Source organism: Streptomyces sp. NPDC052079 (assembly GCF_040680275.1).
Classification (GTDB): domain Bacteria; phylum Actinomycetota; class Actinomycetes; order Streptomycetales; family Streptomycetaceae; genus Streptomyces.
Genome location: NZ_JBFAWL010000006.1, coordinates 37071 through 55766, shown reverse-complemented (window position 1 = coordinate 55766; position 18696 = coordinate 37071). Strand labels below are relative to the sequence as shown.

At 69.2% G+C, this 18696-nt stretch carries 18 protein-coding genes and 1 pseudogene; 4 read left to right on the top strand and 15 right to left on the bottom strand.

What is annotated here, in order from left to right; genetic code table 11:
• Positions 1-117 precede the first annotated feature (117 nt).
• Entirely contained in the window at positions 118-687 is a 570-nt protein-coding gene (locus tag AB0L56_RS12655) for an ATP-binding protein (RefSeq protein ID WP_365422232.1), read from the bottom strand.
• A gap of 345 nt (positions 688-1032) precedes the next feature.
• Between AB0L56_RS12655 and AB0L56_RS12650 the strand changes: the two genes are divergently transcribed.
• Both AB0L56_RS12650 and AB0L56_RS12645 read left to right on the top strand, forming a co-directional pair.
• The gene (locus tag AB0L56_RS12650) at positions 1033-1884 is read left to right on the top strand and encodes a helix-turn-helix transcriptional regulator (RefSeq protein ID WP_365422229.1); all 852 of its coding nucleotides are present in this window, start codon (positions 1033-1035) and stop codon (positions 1882-1884) included.
• A gap of 3 nt (positions 1885-1887) precedes the next feature.
• Complete coding sequence (locus AB0L56_RS12645) at positions 1888-2097, top strand: DUF397 domain-containing protein (RefSeq protein WP_365422226.1); 210 nt, start codon at positions 1888-1890, stop codon at positions 2095-2097.
• Here the strand turns inward: AB0L56_RS12645 and AB0L56_RS12640 are convergent.
• From AB0L56_RS12640 to mnmA, 5 genes are all read right to left on the bottom strand, one after another.
• Entirely contained in the window at positions 2094-3329 is a 1236-nt protein-coding gene (locus tag AB0L56_RS12640) for a restriction endonuclease subunit S (RefSeq protein WP_365422223.1), read from the bottom strand. The two genes, AB0L56_RS12645 and AB0L56_RS12640, sit on opposite strands and share 4 nt — an antisense overlap.
• Positions 3319-5949, bottom strand: a complete 2631-nt coding sequence (locus tag AB0L56_RS12635) for a class I SAM-dependent DNA methyltransferase (protein WP_365422220.1) — start codon at positions 5947-5949, stop codon at positions 3319-3321. Before AB0L56_RS12635 ends, AB0L56_RS12640 begins: the two co-directional genes overlap by 11 nt.
• Positions 5950-6055: 106 nt before the next feature.
• The gene (locus AB0L56_RS12630) at positions 6056-6892 is read right to left on the bottom strand and encodes an RloB family protein (protein WP_365422217.1); all 837 of its coding nucleotides are present in this window, start codon (positions 6890-6892) and stop codon (positions 6056-6058) included.
• Complete coding sequence (locus AB0L56_RS12625) at positions 6889-8151, bottom strand: ATP-binding protein (RefSeq protein ID WP_365422214.1); 1263 nt, start codon at positions 8149-8151, stop codon at positions 6889-6891. Before AB0L56_RS12625 ends, AB0L56_RS12630 begins: the two co-directional genes overlap by 4 nt.
• 177 nt (positions 8152-8328) lie before the next feature.
• Complete coding sequence (mnmA, locus tag AB0L56_RS12620; RefSeq protein ID WP_365422212.1) at positions 8329-9459, bottom strand: tRNA 2-thiouridine(34) synthase MnmA; 1131 nt, start codon at positions 9457-9459, stop codon at positions 8329-8331.
• Between the two features lie 60 nt (positions 9460-9519).
• Between mnmA and AB0L56_RS12615 the strand changes: the two genes are divergently transcribed.
• Positions 9520-10185, top strand: coding sequence for an N-acetylmuramoyl-L-alanine amidase (locus tag AB0L56_RS12615; RefSeq protein WP_365422209.1), 666 nt, complete (start codon positions 9520-9522; stop codon positions 10183-10185).
• A 113-nt stretch (positions 10186-10298) separates the two neighbouring features.
• Here AB0L56_RS12615 and AB0L56_RS12610 read toward each other — a convergent pair whose 3' ends face one another.
• From AB0L56_RS12610 to AB0L56_RS12590, 5 genes are all read right to left on the bottom strand, one after another.
• Positions 10299-10877, bottom strand: coding sequence for a hypothetical protein (locus AB0L56_RS12610; RefSeq protein ID WP_365422206.1), 579 nt, complete (start codon positions 10875-10877; stop codon positions 10299-10301).
• An 88-nt stretch (positions 10878-10965) separates the two neighbouring features.
• Entirely contained in the window at positions 10966-11541 is a 576-nt protein-coding gene (locus tag AB0L56_RS12605; protein ID WP_365422204.1) for a hypothetical protein, read from the bottom strand.
• Between the two features lie 59 nt (positions 11542-11600).
• Positions 11601-12770, bottom strand: coding sequence for a cysteine desulfurase family protein (locus AB0L56_RS12600; RefSeq protein ID WP_365422201.1), 1170 nt, complete (start codon positions 12768-12770; stop codon positions 11601-11603).
• Between the two features lie 68 nt (positions 12771-12838).
• Entirely contained in the window at positions 12839-13105 is a 267-nt protein-coding gene (locus AB0L56_RS12595) for a DUF4190 domain-containing protein (protein ID WP_361024895.1), read from the bottom strand.
• Positions 13106-13166: 61 nt separating this feature from the next.
• The gene (locus AB0L56_RS12590; protein ID WP_361024898.1) at positions 13167-13334 is read right to left on the bottom strand and encodes a hypothetical protein; all 168 of its coding nucleotides are present in this window, start codon (positions 13332-13334) and stop codon (positions 13167-13169) included.
• A 138-nt stretch (positions 13335-13472) separates the two neighbouring features.
• Between AB0L56_RS12590 and AB0L56_RS12585 the strand changes: the two genes are divergently transcribed.
• Positions 13473-14153: a TetR family transcriptional regulator gene (locus tag AB0L56_RS12585; RefSeq protein ID WP_365422197.1), complete on the top strand. Its 681-nt coding sequence runs from the start codon at positions 13473-13475 to the stop codon at positions 14151-14153.
• 106 nt (positions 14154-14259) lie between these two features.
• Here the strand turns inward: AB0L56_RS12585 and AB0L56_RS12580 are convergent, their stop codons facing one another.
• From AB0L56_RS12580 to AB0L56_RS12565, 4 genes and pseudogenes are all read right to left on the bottom strand, one after another.
• Positions 14260-15117, bottom strand: a complete 858-nt coding sequence (locus tag AB0L56_RS12580; protein WP_365422194.1) for a thioesterase family protein — start codon at positions 15115-15117, stop codon at positions 14260-14262.
• A 54-nt stretch (positions 15118-15171) separates the two neighbouring features.
• Positions 15172-15828, bottom strand: a complete 657-nt coding sequence (locus AB0L56_RS12575; RefSeq protein WP_365422191.1) for a trimeric intracellular cation channel family protein — start codon at positions 15826-15828, stop codon at positions 15172-15174.
• A gap of 475 nt (positions 15829-16303) precedes the next feature.
• Positions 16304-17692, bottom strand: a pseudogene (locus AB0L56_RS12570) (oligopeptide/dipeptide ABC transporter ATP-binding protein); the annotation flags it as partial.
• Complete coding sequence (locus AB0L56_RS12565; protein WP_361024910.1) at positions 17689-18690, bottom strand: ABC transporter ATP-binding protein; 1002 nt, start codon at positions 18688-18690, stop codon at positions 17689-17691. The gene AB0L56_RS12565 and the pseudogene AB0L56_RS12570, both read right to left, overlap by 4 nt.
• Positions 18691-18696: the final 6 nt, after the last annotated feature.

Below are 18696 nucleotides of genomic sequence, written 5' to 3'. Positions count from 1 at the left end.
GTGCGAGTGAGGTGGCGTATCCGGCCAACCGGCGGGTGGAGCACGGGGGTCACGAAACCGTGAACACTTGCCCAGCAAGTGTCCACGGTTTTCGGTGGGTGGGCCGGGGACGGCCGTTCAGGCCGCGAGCACCGGCAGTACGGGCGGTCTCGGTGTGATGCCGTCGCCGGTACCGCCGCCACTGGGTGGCGGGTCACCTCCGCCTAGCACCAACTCGAACCAGATGGTCTTGCCGCCCACGCCGAACAGCGACTCCCCGAGGCTGCATCCGCCCCATGCGTCGGCCAGCAGGTCAAGGATCAGTAGCCCACGGCCACACTCGGCGTCCGGCTTGTTCTGCACCAGCGGCAGGGGAAAGACGGGACAGGTGTCCATCACGCTGACCCGCAGGACCGGGTTGGTCCAGCACAGTCGCACGATGGCGGGCCCGAGGGAGTAGCGGACGGCGTTGGTGGTCAGCTCGGAGGTGAGCAGTTCCGCCCGGTCGGTGAACTCCGCCAGCCCGTGCGCGCCGAGCACGGCCTTGAGCGTCGTACGGGCGACGGCCGGCCCGCGCGGGTCACGAGGGAAGTGGAGTTCGTACTCCCAGGGTTCGGTGAAGGGGATGAGGGGCGGGGTGGGGATGAGGTGGTCATCCCGGCGGGACGGTTCGGGGGTCTGCTCGTGTTCCGGTTCCGCGTTCTTCACGCGTCACCTCCTTATGCGTGCGCAGGTTCGCGGTGCGACGGTCACGGTGTCGGTTCGTTGAGGTTGGTCGGTGTGGTGTCCCGTACGGCGTCACCCACGGCATGGGCCGAGTCCATTGCGTCCGGCGGTGGCCTGCCGCCGGGCCCCTGTCCCGTCGGGCCCGGGACGGGAAGGGGTGGGCGGTGCGCTTCCGCTGGAAGGGGATGGAGTGGTGGCGCGGATCACACGCTAGCGCGTCGACTAAAACGCGTGCTACTAACTTCACTAAAACGGGTTTTTTTTAGATTACGATGGACGCCGGCCCCAGACGATCGGCAAACTGTGCGCGCGAGCGAGGAGTTGTACATGGCACCACGGCATCAGCCGAGCATCCGTCAGCGTCGGTTCGGGGCCGAACTACGGCGGCTGCGCGAAGCCGCCGGCATGGCCGCACCCGCGGCCGCGACACGGCTCGGCGCGGACCGCACGATGATTTCGAACATCGAGTCGGGCCGGTTCGGCATCAGCGAGGAGCGGCTACGACGACTCGCGAGCATCTACGAGTGCAACGACCCAGACTTGATCGACGCCTTGGCCACGATGACGGGCGGACGCCCCAAAGGCTGGTGGGACGAGTACCGGGGAAAGATTCCGCCGGACTTCCTTGATGTAGCAGAGCTGGAGTACCACGCCACCAGTCTCAGAACCCTCCAGACCGCCCACATCCCGGGCCTCTTCCAGACAGAGGACCATGCCCGAGCCCTGTTCGATCTGTTCGTACCAGCACTCCCCCGCCTGGAGTTGGAACTGCGGGTGGCCCAGCGACTCGGTCGTCACAGCGTGGTGGCGAACAGCCCCGGCGTGCCGTACGTGGGGTACGTCCACGAAGCGGCCCTACGCATGCGGATCGGAGGACGGCACGTCGCCAAGGCACAACTGAACCGACTGCTCGAGGAGAGCGAACGCGACAACGTCCGACTGCTCGTCATCCCCTTCACGGCGGAGGGCTTCCCCATGGCCGGGGACACCGTGATGTACGCGTCAGCACCAAACCCGCACCTGGACACCGTGCAGGTGGACTCCCCTATCGGCGCGGTCTTCTTCGACTCCCCCACCCATCTGGCCAACTTCCGAACGCGGCTGGACTTGATCGAAAAAGTGGCGTTGAATCCCAAGAAATCGAGGGACTTCATCCTCGAAATCATTGGAGATCTGTAAGGGGTGCCAGCTTTGTCCGAGTTGAAATGGTTCAAGTCCTCGTTCTCGGAGGCTTCCGGCAACGCCTGCGTCGAGGTCGCGGTCCGCGATGACGCACGGGTGGCGATACGGCACAGCGTCTACCCTGCCTGGGGGTTCTCCGTCGACCGGACGACGTTCTCTTCCTTCGTTAGCGCGGTACGGTCCGGGACTCTCAGCATCAGCACACGTTAACCAGTAGCCGACGCAAGAAAATCTACTGGAGGCAGGGAGACTCTTCCGCTAAGCAAGTCCTCCATGAGACTAAGTTGAGTAGTGCGCAGTTTGGCAATCTGCCTCTGCACCGAATTGGCTCGTCGTCTGCCTACCGCCAGTGCGGCCTGGACTCGCCTCTGCTCCTCAAGCGGGACATCCGGCACCAACAGCCGTTCAATTGACCCCTGGCTGATGTTCTTCATGCTCCCACTCGTGCCCGTCGCGGCAGACTTAATCTGCGCCCGGACGGCAGGGTCGGACAATACTGCTGCAACAAACCCTACATCGGCCATCGAATCATCAACCATAAGCCTGAGCGTCTTGTCACTCAGCATGAGCCTGGGCGGTGAATTCCCCACGACGCAAGCGAGTCCCACAAGATCCTCCGTGTTGGCCCGCGTCATCAGCAAGTCGCCGGATCGAACTTCGAACTGAGGATTGATAAATTCAGCATCACGAACGACTTTGTTTTCGTGGCCCAAAAACCCGTCAGCCTGCACGGCACTAACTTTAAGCACTCCCCATTCACCATCCCCTGCGGGAGTGTCTTGAGCCAAGGGACTTTTCCCCGCTTCGATACGATGAAGCCAGGAACTGAGCGGCACCCTTTCCGAAGTCTCCGTGAGCTTCCTTGAAACGAGAGCGGTCTTAGCGGTCTTCAACTTGTCCCGCACACGCTCCAGCGCCGCAATTCGCCGCTCCGTCACCGCGTGAGCGGCGACGATCCTGCGCTGCTCCGACACCGGCGGCACGCCGATCTCCAGCTCCTGAAGTCGCTCCGTATCCAACCGCCCCGTGCCATGGCTGGTTTCCTCCACCATGGCCAAAATTTTCGGCGTGCGGGTCTGCAGAGCGTGGGCGAGGAAATGCGGGTCGATTCCGTCGGCTGCGATGATCGCCTTGCAGTCCTGGCCGAAAGCAACCTGACGCTCGGTGACCCCGATCCGGAACTCCGACTTCAGGCTCATCCCACGGACCACGAAGAGGACCGTGCCTCTGTCAACCAGACGCGAGCCGTTGTCCGCGCCGAGCCGCGTCACGCGGCGATCCGAGCGATCGATGCGAAATTCCTTCAAGCTGGCCGCACTGATCCAAGGGATGTCTCCATCCCAGTAAGCGCTGTTCGCCGTGCTGGGTGTGCCGCCGGACAGCCACTTACCGGCCTCCGCGAGCGGCACCCGCCTCCAGCCGTCAGGCCATTCACCGCGCATAGCCAAGCCCCTTCAGCCACGCCCCGAACTCCTCCGCCGCGCCCTCGCTGTCCGCCTCCAGCTCCGCGAGCGACACCGCGTACTTCTCGGCCCAGCGGCGGAAGGTCGCGACCAGTTCGCGGCGGCCCGTGGCCGACATCGCGTCCAAGCGGGTGGAGAGGCCCTCCCCAAGGACTTCCAGGACAACGTTCTGTCCACCGTCCCCGGCCTTGGCCATCTCCGCCGCCGCCTTCAGTTCCGGCAGGAACTTCGCGTCCACGGCCGACCGGCGCTTCGAGGCCGCCGTGCGCTCCTTGCGGCGTTGGGTGATCGTCTTCTCCAGGGCGGCGATCTCCTCAGGGTCGGCCAGCTCGGATTCCGTCACCTCCGCCTCGGAGGTCTCTTCCTCCTCGTCGTCCGCGTCCGACTCCGCAGGCCCCTGCCCCTCCGCCAGCCAGGCCACCGCCTCCTTGTACGCAGCCTCCGCCTCCGCCAGCGCCGCGTCCGCGCGGGCGACCTCCGCCAGGAACTCGGGGATGAGGGACCGTACGACCGACTCGTCCAGTGCGCGGCGCTTGTCCGCCGTAGTCACCGTGGACTTGGACCGGCCACGGCGGGGCCGTCCGCCCTCGATCTCCTCCTCGTCGGGGACGACCGGGTTGACCATGGTCTCCACCGTCTCCACCCAGCCGTCGAGCACCCGCTCGTAGCCGCCCGCAGCCAGCGCCTTCACGTCGTACCGCGCGGAGGACCACCAGTCGGCGACGATGCCGTCCGTCTCGTACCGGTCCAGGATGCCGACCGGCTCGATCACCGCCCGGAAGCCGGTGACCAGCCGCTCCCGCAACCGCATCGGCTGCTGGTCCACGCTCAGCTTCGAGAAGTGCTCGGCCTGCTCGGCCCACCACTTCTCGTACGCCTCACCCAGCTCGCGCTCCTTCACCGCCGCCAGGCCCGGAATGCGCTCAGCCGTGGCGTCCGGTCCCTCCGGCAGGAAGTCGACGTAGTCCTCGTCGTCCGCTCGCGCTGCGAAGAGAGACGGCAGGTTCACGCCGTAGGCCTCGAAGGCCTCCTTCTTCGCGTCGATCTCCGCCTTCGGCACCCCGCCGTACAGGTGCGCGCGCACGTCCTGCGGCTCCGCGGCCGGCGAGTTGTCGACCCAGCGGCGGATGTTGAGATTGCAGTCGGCGGCCAGCAGGTCGTCCCTGCTGACGACGCGCGCGTAGCCGTCGATCGGGGTCCAGTCGCGGTAGACCGTGACGATCTTCTCGACGTACTCGGGGCCGAGGACGTTCTGGTTCTTGCCCGGCCGGTACTCGCGGTCGGCGTTGATGAAGAGGACGTTGCCCTGCCGGTCGCCGTGCTTGCGGTGCGGCTTGCGCAGGATCAGGATGCAGGCCGGGATGCCGGTGCCGTAGAAGAGGTTGGGGCCGAGGCCGATCACCGCCTCGACGCAGTCGTCCTTCAGGAGCTCCCTACGGATGTCGCGTTCCTTGCCGCCCCGGAACAGCACGCCGTGCGGCATGACAGTGGCGGCGACGCCGTCGTGCTCCAGCACGGAGATCATGTGCTGGACGAACATCAGGTCGGCCTTCTTGCCCGTCTCCGGCGCCCAGCCCCACTTCATCCGGGTGCCGTGCGCCTCCTCGGCCTTCTCCACCTCGTCCTTGTCGTAAGGGAGGGAGAAGGGCGGGTTCGACAGCACCTTGGTGAACGTCCGCAGTTGCTTGCTGCCGTCCGGCCGCCAGTGCAGCGGCTCGGTGAGGGTGTCGCCGAGCTGGAGATCGAACTCGCGGATGCCGTGCAACACCATGTTCATGCTGGCCATGGACCAGGAAGGGCCGTTCTTGTCCTGCCCGTTGACGGACAGCAGCTGCGGCTCCCCGCCGTGCTCCTCGACGTGTTCCCGCGCGGCGATCAGCATGCCGCCCGAACCCGCGCAGGGGTCGTAGACCGATTCCCGCTCCTTCGGGTCCACGAGGCGGACCATCATCCGCACGACCTCGCGGGGGGTATAGAACTCGCCGCCGCGCTGGCCCGCCGAGTCGGCGAAGCGGGCGAGCAGGTACTCGTACGCGGCGCCGAGCATGTCCGGGAACTCGAAGTCCTCGTTGCGCAGCCGGTAGAGGCTGAAGTGCCGGATCAGGGCGCGTAGTTCGACCGTCGTGAAGCGGGACTTGGTGCCGACCGTGTCGTTGAAGGAGATGTGGGAGGTGACGCCCGCCAGCCGTTCGTTGGAACCGGTTAGTGCCGCCAGCGCCTGGTCGAGTGCCTGGCCCACGTGCTCGGTGAGGCCGGAGATGCCAGGCTCCGGCTCCGGGAACGGGCCGTCCTTCTCCAGAGGCTCGTGGTACTTGTGGGGCCCCTTCCACCAGCGTGCCTTCTGGGGCACGAAGAAGACGCGGGGGTAGCTCTCGGGATCGTTGGCGCGGGCGAGGGCGGCCTTCTCGTCCTTGCCCGGCTTCTCGAGCTCCGCGTGGTAGATCCGCTCCCACTCCGGCTGGAACTCGTCCGAGGAACGCTTCAGGAAGAGCATCCCGAAGATGTAGTCCCGGTACTCGGAGGCGTCCATGCGGCCGCGCAGGATGTCGGCAGCCGAGAACAGATGCCGTTCGAGCTGGGGCAGGGTCAGTCTGGCCACGGACCGGTCCTTCGTGCGCCGTCGGGATTCTGGAGAACTCCGGCAGCCTAGTCCGGTCGATCGGCCCACAAGAAATCGCCCGTGAGGCCGCGGACGATTCCCGGCCTCACCGGGCCGACGTCTCGTCCTCGACGATCCCCAGGTGGACGAGGAGCCGCCAAACGTCGGTGGACGGGTCGCGCTTGAGCGGGTCGCAGTTCTCCGCGTGGCCGCTGTGACGGGTCCATTCCGCGTAGCTCTCGGTACGTGGTCCGGGAATCGGGGTGTGCACGAGGTTCCTGGCCGAGCACGAGCCGTGCGAGCACAGGCTCACGAGCTTGCGGGCATTGCGTACGGCGTCCTTCTCCCGCCCCAGGAGCGACTGGCCGCGCTGGTCGTCGAGCCCCTTGCCGCGATCACCGGATGCCTTGTCGTACTCCGCGAAGCCCTTGGCGTCCCGGTGTTCACGCAGCCGGCGCAGGACGGTGTCGTTCACGCCTCCCTCCTGGCTGGTGAACTGCTGGAAGTGCAGCAGCAGCCACAGTTCGAAGGAGGGGTGGGAGAGCGCGACCTGGACGCCGTGGTCGGCGGCCTCGCGCATTGCCTCCGGGATGTCCTGGTCCCGGTTGTCCTGCGCGTCACGGTCGAAGAGCGCCCACTTCTCGTCCGCAGGGTCGGAGGCGGACTCGATCACCTTCTGCACGACCTCGGTGGGGCGCAGCCCGTTCCTGGCCCCGTGGAACTTGAGTAAGAACTTCTCCCGTTCGCCGTAGGTCTTGTTCAGCAGCGCGATGTAATCCCGTTCGGTCTTCTCGCCCTCGGCGGCGATGTAGACCACCCGGCGGGACTCGTCCTCGTAGGACTGGGGCGGCCGGCGCAGCGGCCTGGCCTCGTCGGCGTCGCGGCGGCGCCGGCGGCTCCGCGGCTGGTTCCGGTTCTGGCGGTCCTGTGGTCCCCTGCTCACGCTGTTGCCCGCAGCCCCTCTTCGATGAGTGCGATCTGCCGTGCGATCTCGCCGCTGGTCAGTCGGGGGACGCCGCCGTAGTGACCGTGCAGGTAGCGGCGTTCCAGGTTGTCGTCGCGGCGGGCCTTGCGGGCCGCCGTAATCGGGTAGAGCTGGGACTCGCCGGTGGCGTTCTTGAGGGCGATCCACACCTGGTCGCGGTCGAGTGGCCGCTCCACCACGGACGGGCCCAGCAGGGTCGCGTCGTGCGTGGTGAAGATCAGCTGTGCGGTGTGCGGGTTGGCTTCCTCGTCCTGGAAGAGGCGGATGACCTCGGCGGCGAGGATCGGGTGGAGGCTGGAGTCGAGTTCGTCGGCGAGGAGCACCCCGCCCTGGTCCAGGACGTGGAAGAGAGGCCCCAGGAAGGCGAACCAGGCGTGGGTACCCAAGGACTCCTGGTCCCAGAAGTCCAGGGGACGGGGAGTGCCGTCGGCGCTGCGGTGCAAGAGCTGTACCTCGCCGCTCTCGGGGTCCAGGGTCAGCCCGGTGATCCCCAAATCCGCTGCGGCCAGCATCGCACCGATGCGTTTACGCAGTTCAGCGCCGTTCTTGCGGTCGGTGAGCCGCGTACGGGTCCACTCCGTCCGATGGGGAACGTCCGCGCCGGACGTCACCAGCCAGAGGTTGTCGACGAACCAGCGGTGCACCGCTGAGAGCGCTGGGTGATTGAGCGTGGCTCCGGCTGTCAGGAACAGGGCGTCGGGTCGGGTGGACGCAACGATCACGTCCTTGTGCCCCTTCAGCCCGTTGCCGGGGAAGCGGAACTCGCCACCCTCGTCGTCCGGGCGGTCCGCCTCGCGGTCGAACCACACCTGGCGTCGCCCGGACGGATAGGCATGCAGCCACTCGGCCTCCACCCGGTCGTCGGACAGTTCGAAGCCGTAGGTGTAGCGGACGGGCTGCTTGCCGAGCAGCAGATCGACCTCGAAGAGGCTGGTCTCCTCCTGCGCCTCCGAGGCGAGTTCGAACGGCTCCCGCGGCACTCCGGGCCTCTTGCCCCAGTCCGCGAAGGAGTCCAACACCGCCTTCCGCATGAACCGCAGGGCGTCCAGGACGTTGCTCTTGCCGGAGGCGTTGGCCCCGAAGATGCCGACCGTTGGCAACACGGACACCGGCTTGCCCTCAGAGCGGGCACCGGTCTGCCGGGCGGTGTCCTCGTTGAGCTCCGTGGCCACGAGGGAGAGCTCGGTCTCCTCCCGGATGGACCTATGGTTGGCCACCCGAAAACTGAGCAGCACAGCCGACCTCCAGACGAGGCGGGTACCTGGTTCGCCGCCTTAGGCTCCTACGTGCGGGTAATCCGCACGGTCGAGCCTAAAGCGACTCATCGAGATGCGCCAGAGCTCGTCATCGAACGTTGACCGCGCTCTTCCCGTACCGGGCCCGCAGGAGCGCCGTCAGGCCGCGCCGGCCGTGGCCCGCACCGTCGACGCGATCGTCGCCGAGCCGACCACGCGGGTGCCGTCGTACAGGACGACCGCCTGGCCGGGCGCGACGCCGCGCACAGGCTCGGTGAAGCGGACCCGGAGTTCCCCGTCGACGAGTTCCGCCGTCACCTCGGTCTCGCCGCCGTGGGCGCGCAGCTGGGCGGTGTAGGTGCCGGGCCCGGAGGGGGCGGTTCCGCACCAGCGGGGCTTGATCGCGGTAAGGGCAGTGACGTCGAGGGCCGCCGCGGGTCCGACCGTGACGGTGTTGGTCACCGGGGAGATGTCGAGTACGTAGCGGGGCTTGCCGTCGGGGGCGGGGGTGCCGATCCGCAGTCCCTTGCGCTGGCCGATGGTGAAGCCGTACGCGCCCTCGTGGGTGCCGACCTTGGTGCCGGACTCGTCGACGATGTCGCCCTTGGCCCTGCCGAGACGGTTCGCGAGGAAGCCCTGGGTGTCGCCGTCGGCGATGAAACAGATGTCGTGCGAATCGGGCTTCTTGGCCACGGCCAGTCCGCGCCGCTCGGCCTCCGCGCGGATCTCCTCCTTGGTGGTGACCGTGTCGCCCAGCGGGAACATGGCGTGGGCGAGCTGGCGGTCGTCGAGCACGCCCAGCACGTACGACTGGTCCTTGGCCATGTCGGAGGCGCGGTGCAGCTCGCGGGTGCCGTCCTCGCGCAGGATCACCTTGGCGTAGTGGCCGGTGCAGACCGCGTCGAAGCCGAGCGCGAGCGCCTTGTCCAGCAGCGCAGCGAACTTGATCTTCTCGTTGCAGCGCAGGCAGGGGTTGGGGGTGCGGCCGGCCTCGTACTCGGCGACGAAGTCCTCCACGACGTCCTCGCGGAAGCGGTCGGCGAGGTCCCAGACGTAGAAGGGGATGCCGATGACATCGGCGGCGCGGCGGGCGTCGCGCGAGTCCTCGATGGTGCAACAGCCCCGCGCGCCGGTACGGAACGACTGCGGGTTCGCGGACAGGGCGAGGTGGACGCCGGTCACGTCGTGGCCCGCTTCGGCCGCGCGGGCGGCGGCGACGGCGGAGTCGACGCCTCCGGACATGGCGGCCAGGACGCGGAGGGGGCGGGAGGGCTGCGGGGTGTCAGTCATAACCCCTCCAGGGTACGGGGGCGCGGGAACCACGGCCGCCGAGTATCCGTTGACGATCACATGGGGGAGAAAAGGGCTTCCGAGGACGGGGACCGGCGCATCGGGCGGCGGGCGCTGATCGTGGGCGGGGCCGCGGCCGCGGCGGGCACGGCGGTGCTGGCGCGGGACGAGCTGGCGCGCCTGTGGTGGCGCATTCCCGGTGTGGAGAAGCCGCGCAAGCAGGGCGCGGTCGACTACGCGGGCGCCCGCTGGGTGGCCGCCTCGGACGCCAACTGGCGGCGTGCGGACCGGCCGGACGACTACGGCGTCGACATGGTGATCGTCCATGTCACCCAGGGCAGCTTCGACAGCGCGGTGAAGGCCTTCCAGGACCCGGGGCACAAGGCGTCGACGCACTACATCGTCGGGCAGGACGGCCGCATCACCCAGATGATCCGCGAGCTGGACGTGGCCTACCACGCGGGAAACCGCGACTACAACGAGCGCAGTATCGGCATCGAGCACGAGGGCTTCGTGGACCGCCCGGAGGACTTCACCGACGCGATGTACGAGTCCTCGGCCCGCCTCACGGCACGCATATGCGCCCGCTACGACATCCCGGTCGACCGGGAACACATCATCGGCCATATCGAGGTCCCGGGCACGGACCACACGGACCCGGGCCCCCACTGGGACTGGAACCGCTACCTGAAACTGATCCGCCGCGCCCGCACCTCGCGGGCCTGAGCGGGGCGGGCGGGACGCGGCTGCCGCTCACCGGCTCATCCCGACTGCCGCCCCGCCCGCGCGAACCGGCGGCGGGAAGGTGTGGACGGCGATGACTGAGGACCTTCACGGGGTCACTGGAAGATCTCCAGCCATTCCAGCGACCGGTTGAAGAAGGCGCGGACGGCGCCGCCCCGGGTGAGGTTGCGGGTGTTGACCCCGAGCATCACGGCGGCCAGCGCCAAGTCGGTGGCGTCGGCGGGGCCGTGGACGGCGAGGGTGGCCCTCTTGCGCGCGCCGCTGCCCTGCCGACCGGTCCGGATCTCCATACCATCGCGGACCAGGGCGCGGTCGCGGTGCCGTCGGCCCGTCGCGAGATAGCGGTACTCCCGCCCCGCGACCTGCAGCCGCAGGGCACGCCCGGATCTGGTCTGCGCCCAGCGGTTGCGCTTGATGCGGATTCCGGCGCCGCCGACGCTGAGCTGTGCCAGGTGCAGTGAGGGCTTGCGTCCGTGGGCCCAGCCGCCGAAGGAGGTGGCGGGGACGGTGTCGCCACTGACCTCGGTGACGTGACGATCGCCGTGCCGCTTCGCCGGGTAGACCACCTCGATCCGTCCGAACTCCCCCACCGTGCCCCGGTAGCCGAAGGTCCAGGTCATCCGATGGCCGGAGCGGTCCTCCCAGCGGTCGAGCGTGTACGTGTGCTGCTGCATGGTTTCTCGCAATCCACACCGAACCCGGAAGGCCCTCACCTGTTCAAGCACCCAGCACGCGTGTCACCAACGTCCAGGGACAGCACACCTAGCCCTCGTGGGCCCGCGTCAGTGCGTCGAGCAGGGCGGCGCGGTCGTGGGTGGCGATCAGCAGTGGCTCACCCTGCACGTTCTCGACCACGATCTGGTCCATGCCCAGCGGCACGGACCATCCGCCGCCCATGATCCGCGGGGGCACGGCCGCGCCGCTCCTTCGCCGCATCTCCGCGATCTCCTCACGCGAGCGTGCGGCCAGGGAGGCGGCGAACTCCGCGTCGGTGGGCTGTTCACGGGCTTCCCGGAGCGACGCCGCCGTCAACGATTCCACCGCGATCGTCTCCCGTCCCACGGTCAACTGCCCGTCGCCAAGGCGGATCCGGTGGTAGACGCGCTTGGAGAGGGGCACGGCGTTGAGGACCAGGGCGAGGAACGTGGAGCCGCCAAGAATGACGAACCAGACGGTGCTGTCCTCGGGAAGCAGGATGCTGCCCTGGTAGGCGACCCAGACGGCCAGCACCGTCACGGTGGCGACGCTCCAGCGCCTCGGCAGTTTCTCGTGGTACACCACCGCCCGCCCGTACGACGCCGTCGCCGCGCCCCCTCCGGAACCTCCCGTGCCGTCCACGTCCGCTCCCCTCAGCTCGTACCGGTCAAGGTGTCATGGTCCTGGCCCCCGGAAGCGCCTCAGGTCAGGCCCGCTGCCCGGGCCCGTTCCACGGCGGGGCCGATGGCCTTGGCCAGGGCCTCGATGTCGGCCTTCGTCGAGGTGTGCCCCAGGGAGAAGCGCAGGGTGCCGCGGGCCAGGTCGGGGTCCGTGCCGGTGGCCAGGAGGACGTGGCTGGGCTGGGCGACGCCGGCGGTGCAGGCGGAGCCGGTGGAGCACTCGATGCCCTGGGCGTCGAGGAGGAGCAGCAGGGAGTCGCCCTCGCAGCCGGGGAACGTGAAGTGGGCGTTGGCCGGAAGTCGCCCCTCGGGTGCGGGGTCGCCGCCGAGGACGGCGTCCGGGACGGCCTCGCGGACCGCGGCGATCAGGTCGTCGCGCAACTGCCCGATCTCGCGGGCGAACCACTCCTGCTGTTCGGCGGCGAGCCGTCCGGCCGCCGCGAAGGAGGCGATGGCGGGGACGTCGAGGGTGCCGGAGCGGACATGGCGCTCCTGGCCACCGCCGTGCAGCACGGGCACGGGGGTGTGCTCACGGCCCAGGACCAGCGCGCCGATGCCGTACGGGCCGCCGATCTTGTGGCCGGACACGGTCATCGCGGCGAGCCCGGACGCGGCGAAGTCCACCGGGATCTGCCCGAACGCCTGGACCGCGTCGGAGTGCAGGGGGACACCGAACTCGGCGGCGGTCTCGGCGAGTTCGCGGACCGGCAGGATGGTCCCGATCTCGTTGTTGGCCCACATGACCGTGGCGAGGGCGACGTCGTCGGGGTTGCGGGCGATGGCCTCGCGCAGGGCCTCCGGGTGGACCCGGCCGTGCGCGTCGACCGGCAGGTACTCGACGGTGGCGCCTTCGTGTTCGCCGAGCCAGTGGACGGCGTCCAGGACGGCGTGGTGCTCGACGGGGCTGGCGAGGACCCGGGTGCGGGCCGGATCGGCGGCGCGGCGGGACCAGTACAGGCCCTTCACGGCGAGGTTGTCGGCCTCCGTGCCGCCGGAGGTGAGGACGATCTCGCTGGGGCGGGCGCCGAGTGCTTCGGCGAGGGTTTCCCTGGCCTCCTCGACGGTGCGCCGGGCGCGGCGGCCGGCCGCGTGGAGGGAGGAGGCGTTGCCGGTGACGCCCAGGTGCGCGGTGAGTGCCTCGACTGCCTCGGGAAGCATCGGGGTGGTCGCGGCGTGGTCGAGGTAAGCCATGGTGGGGCCGATTCTACGGGGCCCCGTGCGCCGGCCACGGGTTGCGGTGGGCCGGGATGCTCGCGGAGTCAGAAGCTCCAGGAGACGGTGCCGTCGGCCTGCATGAACGCCAGGAGGACGAGGAGGTCGGCGACGCCGAGTCCGAGTCCGAGGAGGGCGCGGCCGCGTCGTGCTGTGCCGCGCCACAGCGCGACGGCCGCCAGCACGATGGCGGTCGGGCCGAGGAAGACGTTGAGGACGAGCAGGCCGAGCAGGCCCAGAACGAAGGACGCGACGGCCATTCCGTCGGCGTCATGGATTCCGGTGCGCCGGTCGGCCGGTGCGGTGAGGTGCATGGTGATCGGCTCCCATGGTTGTGGGTGTGCGGTGCGGACGGGACAGGCTGCTGTGCGTGGGTCAGCGCAGGGAGGGGCCGCGTCGGCGGCCACGGCGCTCGCGCAGGGCGAAGACGCCCAGCCAGACGGCGATGACGGCTCCGGCCGCGACGGAGAAGGACAGCGGCGCGTGGGCCACGGTGCCCAGGACGACGCCCAGCAGCAGGAGCGCGGCGACGAGGAACAGCATGAATGGATCCCCCAGGTCGGTGAACAGGTTCGGTGAACGGGTTCGGCGAACGTTTACGGTTACACTTGTTCACTGACTTTTCAGTCTAACGGGATGCCTGGCTTTTCATTTCGAGAGCACAGTTGTTAACTGCATGGTATGAGTCACATTTCCGGCGTCCGGCAGGCCCAGAAGCAGAAGACCCGGCAGGCACTGCTCGACGCGGCGCTGGAGCTGCTCGAGGGACAGAGCCTGAGCAGTCTGGGTCTTCGTGAGGTCACCCGGGCGGTGGGGATCGCGCCGACCGCCTTCTACCGGCACTTCCGGTCGATCGAGGATCTGGGCGTGGCGCTGGTCGAGGAGGCGCTGGGGAGTCTCCATCCGATGATCCGGACGACGGTGGCCACGACGGGGGACCGCGAGGAACGCATCGCGCGTGCGCTGGAGCTGATCGCCGATCATGTGGACGCGTACCCGGCGCACGTCCGGTTCATCGCTCGTGAGCGGCATGGCGGGGTGCGGGCGGTGCGGGAGGCGATACACGCCGAACTGGGCCGGTTCACGGCGGAGGTCGGGGAGGCGTTGGCCAAGGATCCGGTGTCCGCGGGGTGGAGCGAGGAGGATGTCCTGATGCTGGCGCAGCTGTATGTGGATCTGATGCTGGGGACTGCGTCGCTGTTTCTGGAGGCGCGGGGTGGGGAGGCGGGGGCTCGGGAGCGGGTGGCTCGGGTGGCTGCTCGGCAGATGCGGCTGATTGGGATCGGGCGGGAGTACTGGCTTGACCAGTCGGGTGGGGCGGGTGGGGCAGGCGGGATGGGTGAAGCCGGTGGGGGTGGGTGACCCCGGTTTTCGCCCCCGCCGCCCCTTCCCGTCCCGTCCCCGGGGCTGTGCCCCCGGACCCCCCTTCGACCCTTCGGGCCTCGTCCTCAAACGCCGGACGGGCTGACTACAGGCGGACTCTCGCCAGTTGGCGGGACTGGGCCACCAGGCGGTCGTTGGTGTCCCAGACCTCGGCGTCCTCCTCCAGGAAGCCGCCGGCGAGGTTGCGGGTGGTGATCGAGACGCGCAGGGGGCCCGGGGCCGGGCGGGAGCGGACGTGGACGGTCAGCTCGACCGTGGGGACCCAGCCGGAGATGCCCATCTCGAAGGCGGTCGGCGGCAGGGCGTCCACCGCGAGCAGCAGCGCCAGCGGGTCCGGGTCCCGGCCGTCGGCGAGGCCGAACCAGGCCCGCATCTCCCCCTTGCCGGACGGCTGCCCGAGCGCCCAGCCGAGGGTCGAGGGGTCGAGCTTGAGCATCAGGCGTTCGGTGATGGCGGAGCTGCCGTCGACGGGGGCGGGTCCGTCCTCGGGGCCGAAGCACTGCTCCATCGGCGGGATCGCGGGCGGCCCGGCCGTCGTACGGACGTCGGCGGGGAGGGAATCGAGGTCGCCGTAGGAGGCGAGAACGCGGATGCGCTCCACCTCGTTGCCCTGCTCGTCGAACTGGAACAGGGACGCCTGACCGGTCGACAGGGTCCGCCCGGTGCGCACGGTCTCCGTGCGGACGACCGCCGGGCCCGGCTGGGAGGCGGTCAGATAGTGCGCGGAGATGGTGAACGGGTCGGCGTGCGGCAGGGCGTCCGCGAGCGCGCGGCCGAGCACCGCCAGCAGGTAGCCGCCGTTGACCGCGTTGATGATCGTCCAGCCGGCGGAGAGGTCGATGTCGTAGACGCCGGGCGCCCGCCGGGTGAGAGCGGTGTCGCGGTCGAACTCACTGGCGCCGATCATGGCCCGGGTGGCCTGGGCGGAGGCTGCATCTGGCATGGCTGAACAGTACAAGAAGATAATACTAAGCGGTAGCTTTGCTCGCAGGCGCGGCTACTCCTCCCGGACCGTCGAACGGCGGTGCCAGGCGCGGGGAGCCCGCCAGTGGTACCGCATCGCGAGAAGCCGCAGCACGAAGGCCGTGATCACGGCGATGGTGCTGGTCACCGGGTTCAGCACGTCGTAGCGGAGGCACAGCGCGACCATGGTGGCGCCGACGATGGCCGGGACCGCGTACAGGTCCCGGTCCCAGCGCAGCAGCGAGGGCACCTCATTGGCGAGCACATCGCGAAGCACACTGCCGCCGACCGCGGTGGCCAGGCCCAGACAGGCGGAGGCGGTCAGGCCGAGTCCGTAGTCGTACGCCTTGGTGGTGCCGACGACGCAGAAGAGGCCGAGGCCGGCCGCGTCGAAGACGTTGACGGCCGCCTGGATGCGCTCCACGTGCGGGTGCAGGAAGAACACCAGGACCGCGGCGACCATGGGCGTGACGAAGTAGCCCAGGTCCGTGAAGGCTGCGGGCGGCACCGCGCCGATCACCAGATCGCGGAAGAGTCCTCCGCCCAGGGCGGTGACCTCGGCGAGTACGGCGATGCCGAACACGTCGAAGTTCTTGCGGACGGCCAGCAGTGCGCCCGAGATCGCGAAGACGAAGATGCCGATCAGGTCGAGCGTGTGCAGGACGGACGGACTGAACAGTTGCTGAAGCACCCGTACATTCTTACTCAGCAAGCACCCCTCGCCTTGCAAAACAAGGCGAGGGGCGGGGTGGGCTTGCTGACTTCTGTTTCGGCTATACGGCCTTGTCGGCCTTCTCGGGCTCACCGGCCGTTTCAGCCTCACCGGCCGCTTCGGCCGCTTCCGCCTTCGGCTCGGACGGCTCCGCGGGCTCGGTGTCCCGTTCGGCGGGCTCGTCCGACGCCTCGGCCTCCTCGGGCTCACCGGCCGCTCCCGCCTTCAGTCCGGCTGGCTCGGCGTCCCCTTCGGCGGGCCCGCCCGACGCCTCGGCCTCCTCCGCCTGCTCGGCCTGCTCGGCCTTCTCGGGCTTACCGGCCGTTTCAGCCTCACCGGCCGCTTCGGCCGCTTCCGCCTTCGGCTCCGCCGGATCGGCGGACTCGGCGTCCCGTTCGGCAGGCTCGTCCGACGCCTCGGCCTCCTCCGCCTGCTCGGCCTGCTCAGCCTGCTCGGCCTTCTCGGGCTTACCGGCCGTTTCAGCCTCACCGGCCGCTTCGGCCGCTTCCGCCTTCGGCTCGGACGGCTCCGCGGGCTCGGTGTCCCGTTCGGCGGGCCCGCCCGACGCCTCGGCCTCCTCGGCCTTCACGGCCTCCTCCGCCTGCTCGGCCTTCTCCGCCGTCTCCACGGCCTTCTCGGCCTTCTCCGCCGTCTCTACGGCCTTCTCTGGCTTCTCCGCCATTTCAGCCGTCTCGGCCAGCTCAGCCGTTTCGGCCTTCACCACCGTCTCGGTCCTCACCGCCGTCCCGGCCTGCTCCGGTACCTTCGCCGCCGCGAGCTCCTCGGATACGGGGGCGTCCTCGACGCCCTCGCGCGTGGCCGACACGACCTCTCCGGCCGTCCGCTTCACCGTCCCGGCCGCGATCTCCTCGGCGTAGTGGCAGGCCACCCGGTGGCCGCCGCCGACGTCCCGCAGCTGCGGCCGTTCGGTCGAGCACCGCTGGGCCTGGGCCCAGGGGCAACGGGTGTGGAAGCGGCAGCCGCTGGGCGGGTTGGCCGGGGAGGGCAGGTCGCCCGTGAGCAGGATGCGCTCGCGCTGGTCCTCGACCTCCGGGTCCGGCACCGGCACGGCCGACATCAGGGCCTTGGTGTACGGGTGCTTCGGCTCGGCGTAGAGCGCGTCGCTCGGCGCCTCCTCGACCAGCGAACCCAGGTACATCACGCCGATCGTGTCGGAGATGTGCCGGACCACCGCGAGGTCGTGCGCGATCACCACGTAGGTCAGACCGAGTTCCTTCTGGAGCTCGTCCAGCAGGTTGATGACCTGGGCCTGGACCGACACGTCGAGCGCGGAGACCGGCTCGTCGCAGATGATCACGTCCGGTTCGAGGACCAGCGCGCGGGCGATGCCGATGCGCTGGCGCTGGCCGCCGGAGAACTCGTGCGGGTAGCGGGAGAGGGCGTTGGAGGGCAGGCCGACCTTGTCCAGGATCGACTTGATCTTCTCCCGGCGCTCCTCCTGATTCTTGCCGATGCCGTGGGCGACCATGCCCTCGGACAGGATCGACTCGATGTTCTGCCGGGGGTTCAGCGAGCCCAGCGGGTCCTGGAAGACCATCTGCAGCCGGCGGCGGAAGCGGCGCAGTTCCTCACCGGGCAGCTTGGCCAGGTCGGTGCCGTCGAGGACGACGGACCCCTCGGTGATGTCCACCAGCCGCAGCACCGACCGCCCGAGGGTGGTCTTGCCGCAGCCGGACTCGCCGACCAGGCCGTAGGTCTGGCCGGCCTCGACCTTCAGGGAGACCCCGTCCACGGCGTAGACGTGGCCGACCGTGCGGTCGAACAGGACACCCTTCTTGATGGGGAAGTGGACCTTGACGCCGTCCAGTTCGAGCAGGCTCATGCGGGGACCTCCTCGGCCTTCGCGTCGTCGAGTACGGGATTGACGCACCGCACCTGGTGACCGGCCCCGCGCGGTTCGGAGAGCTGCGGGGTGCCGGTCAGACAGCCCATCTCGTACCGGTCGCAGCGGGGCGCGAAGGCGCAGCCGTCGGCCCAGGCGATGCGGTCGTTGATGGAACCGCGGATGGGGTTCAGCGGCTCGCCCCGGGGGGCGTCCAGACGCGGGATGGAGCCCAGCAGTCCGTGCGCGTAGGGGTGGGTGGGGTGACCGAAGAGCTCGCGGCGCCCGGCGGACTCCACGACCTTGCCCGCGTAGAGCACGTTGACCTGGTCGCAAAGACCGGCGACCACACCGAGGTCGTGGGTGATCATCAGCAGGGCGGTGCCCTCCTGGTCCACGAGTTCCTTGAGTAGTTCCAGGATCTGCGCCTGGATGGTCACGTCGAGAGCCGTGGTGGGCTCGTCGGCGATGAGCATGCGCGGGGCGCAGGCCACCGCCATGGCGATCAGCGCACGCTGGCGCATACCGCCGGAGAGCTGGTGCGGGTACTCCTTGAGCCGCCGGGTCGGGTCCGGGATGCCGACCCGGTCCAGCAGATGGGCGGCCTCCTTGCGGGCGGCCTCCCCCTTCATCGCGCGGTGGCGCTCGAGGATCTCGGTGACCTGCACGCCGAGCGGCACGACCGGGTTGAGCGAGGACAGCGGGTCCTGGAAGATCATCGCCATCTCGCTGCCGCGCAGATCACGGCGGGCGGACGGGCTCATCGTGAACAGGTTGACGCCGTCGAAGTCGGCACGGCCGCCGATGGTGACGCCCTTGTGCGGCAGGAGGCCCATCAGGGCGAGGGAGGTGACGGACTTGCCGCAGCCGGACTCGCCGACCAGGCCCACGACCTGGCCCTGGTCCACCTCGAAGGAGACGCCGTCGACCGCCCGGGACTCCGTGCGGCCGCGACCGCCGAAGGTGATGGTCAGTTCGTCGACAGTGAGCAGAGACATGGTGGT

What these genes read in the sequence shown, in the direction of transcription:
- AB0L56_RS12650 (WP_365422229.1), top strand. Translation starts at nt 1,033, where the DNA reads ATGGCACCACGGCATCAGCCGAGCATCCGTCAGCGTCGGTTCGGGGCC.
- AB0L56_RS12640 (WP_365422223.1), bottom strand. Translation starts at nt 3,329, where the DNA reads ATGCGCGGTGAATGGCCTGACGGCTGGAGGCGGGTGCCGCTCGCGGAG.
- mnmA (WP_365422212.1), bottom strand. Translation starts at nt 9,459, where the DNA reads ATGACTGACACCCCGCAGCCCTCCCGCCCCCTCCGCGTCCTGGCCGCC.
- AB0L56_RS12615 (WP_365422209.1), top strand. Translation starts at nt 9,520, where the DNA reads ATGGGGGAGAAAAGGGCTTCCGAGGACGGGGACCGGCGCATCGGGCGG.
- AB0L56_RS12610 (WP_365422206.1), bottom strand. Translation starts at nt 10,877, where the DNA reads ATGCAGCAGCACACGTACACGCTCGACCGCTGGGAGGACCGCTCCGGC.
- AB0L56_RS12600 (WP_365422201.1), bottom strand. Translation starts at nt 12,770, where the DNA reads ATGGCTTACCTCGACCACGCCGCGACCACCCCGATGCTTCCCGAGGCA.
- AB0L56_RS12595 (WP_361024895.1), bottom strand. Translation starts at nt 13,105, where the DNA reads ATGCACCTCACCGCACCGGCCGACCGGCGCACCGGAATCCATGACGCC.
- AB0L56_RS12590 (WP_361024898.1), bottom strand. Translation starts at nt 13,334, where the DNA reads ATGCTGTTCCTCGTCGCCGCGCTCCTGCTGCTGGGCGTCGTCCTGGGC.
- AB0L56_RS12585 (WP_365422197.1), top strand. Translation starts at nt 13,473, where the DNA reads ATGAGTCACATTTCCGGCGTCCGGCAGGCCCAGAAGCAGAAGACCCGG.
- AB0L56_RS12580 (WP_365422194.1), bottom strand. Translation starts at nt 15,117, where the DNA reads ATGCCAGATGCAGCCTCCGCCCAGGCCACCCGGGCCATGATCGGCGCC.
- AB0L56_RS12565 (WP_361024910.1), bottom strand. Translation starts at nt 18,690, where the DNA reads ATGTCTCTGCTCACTGTCGACGAACTGACCATCACCTTCGGCGGTCGC.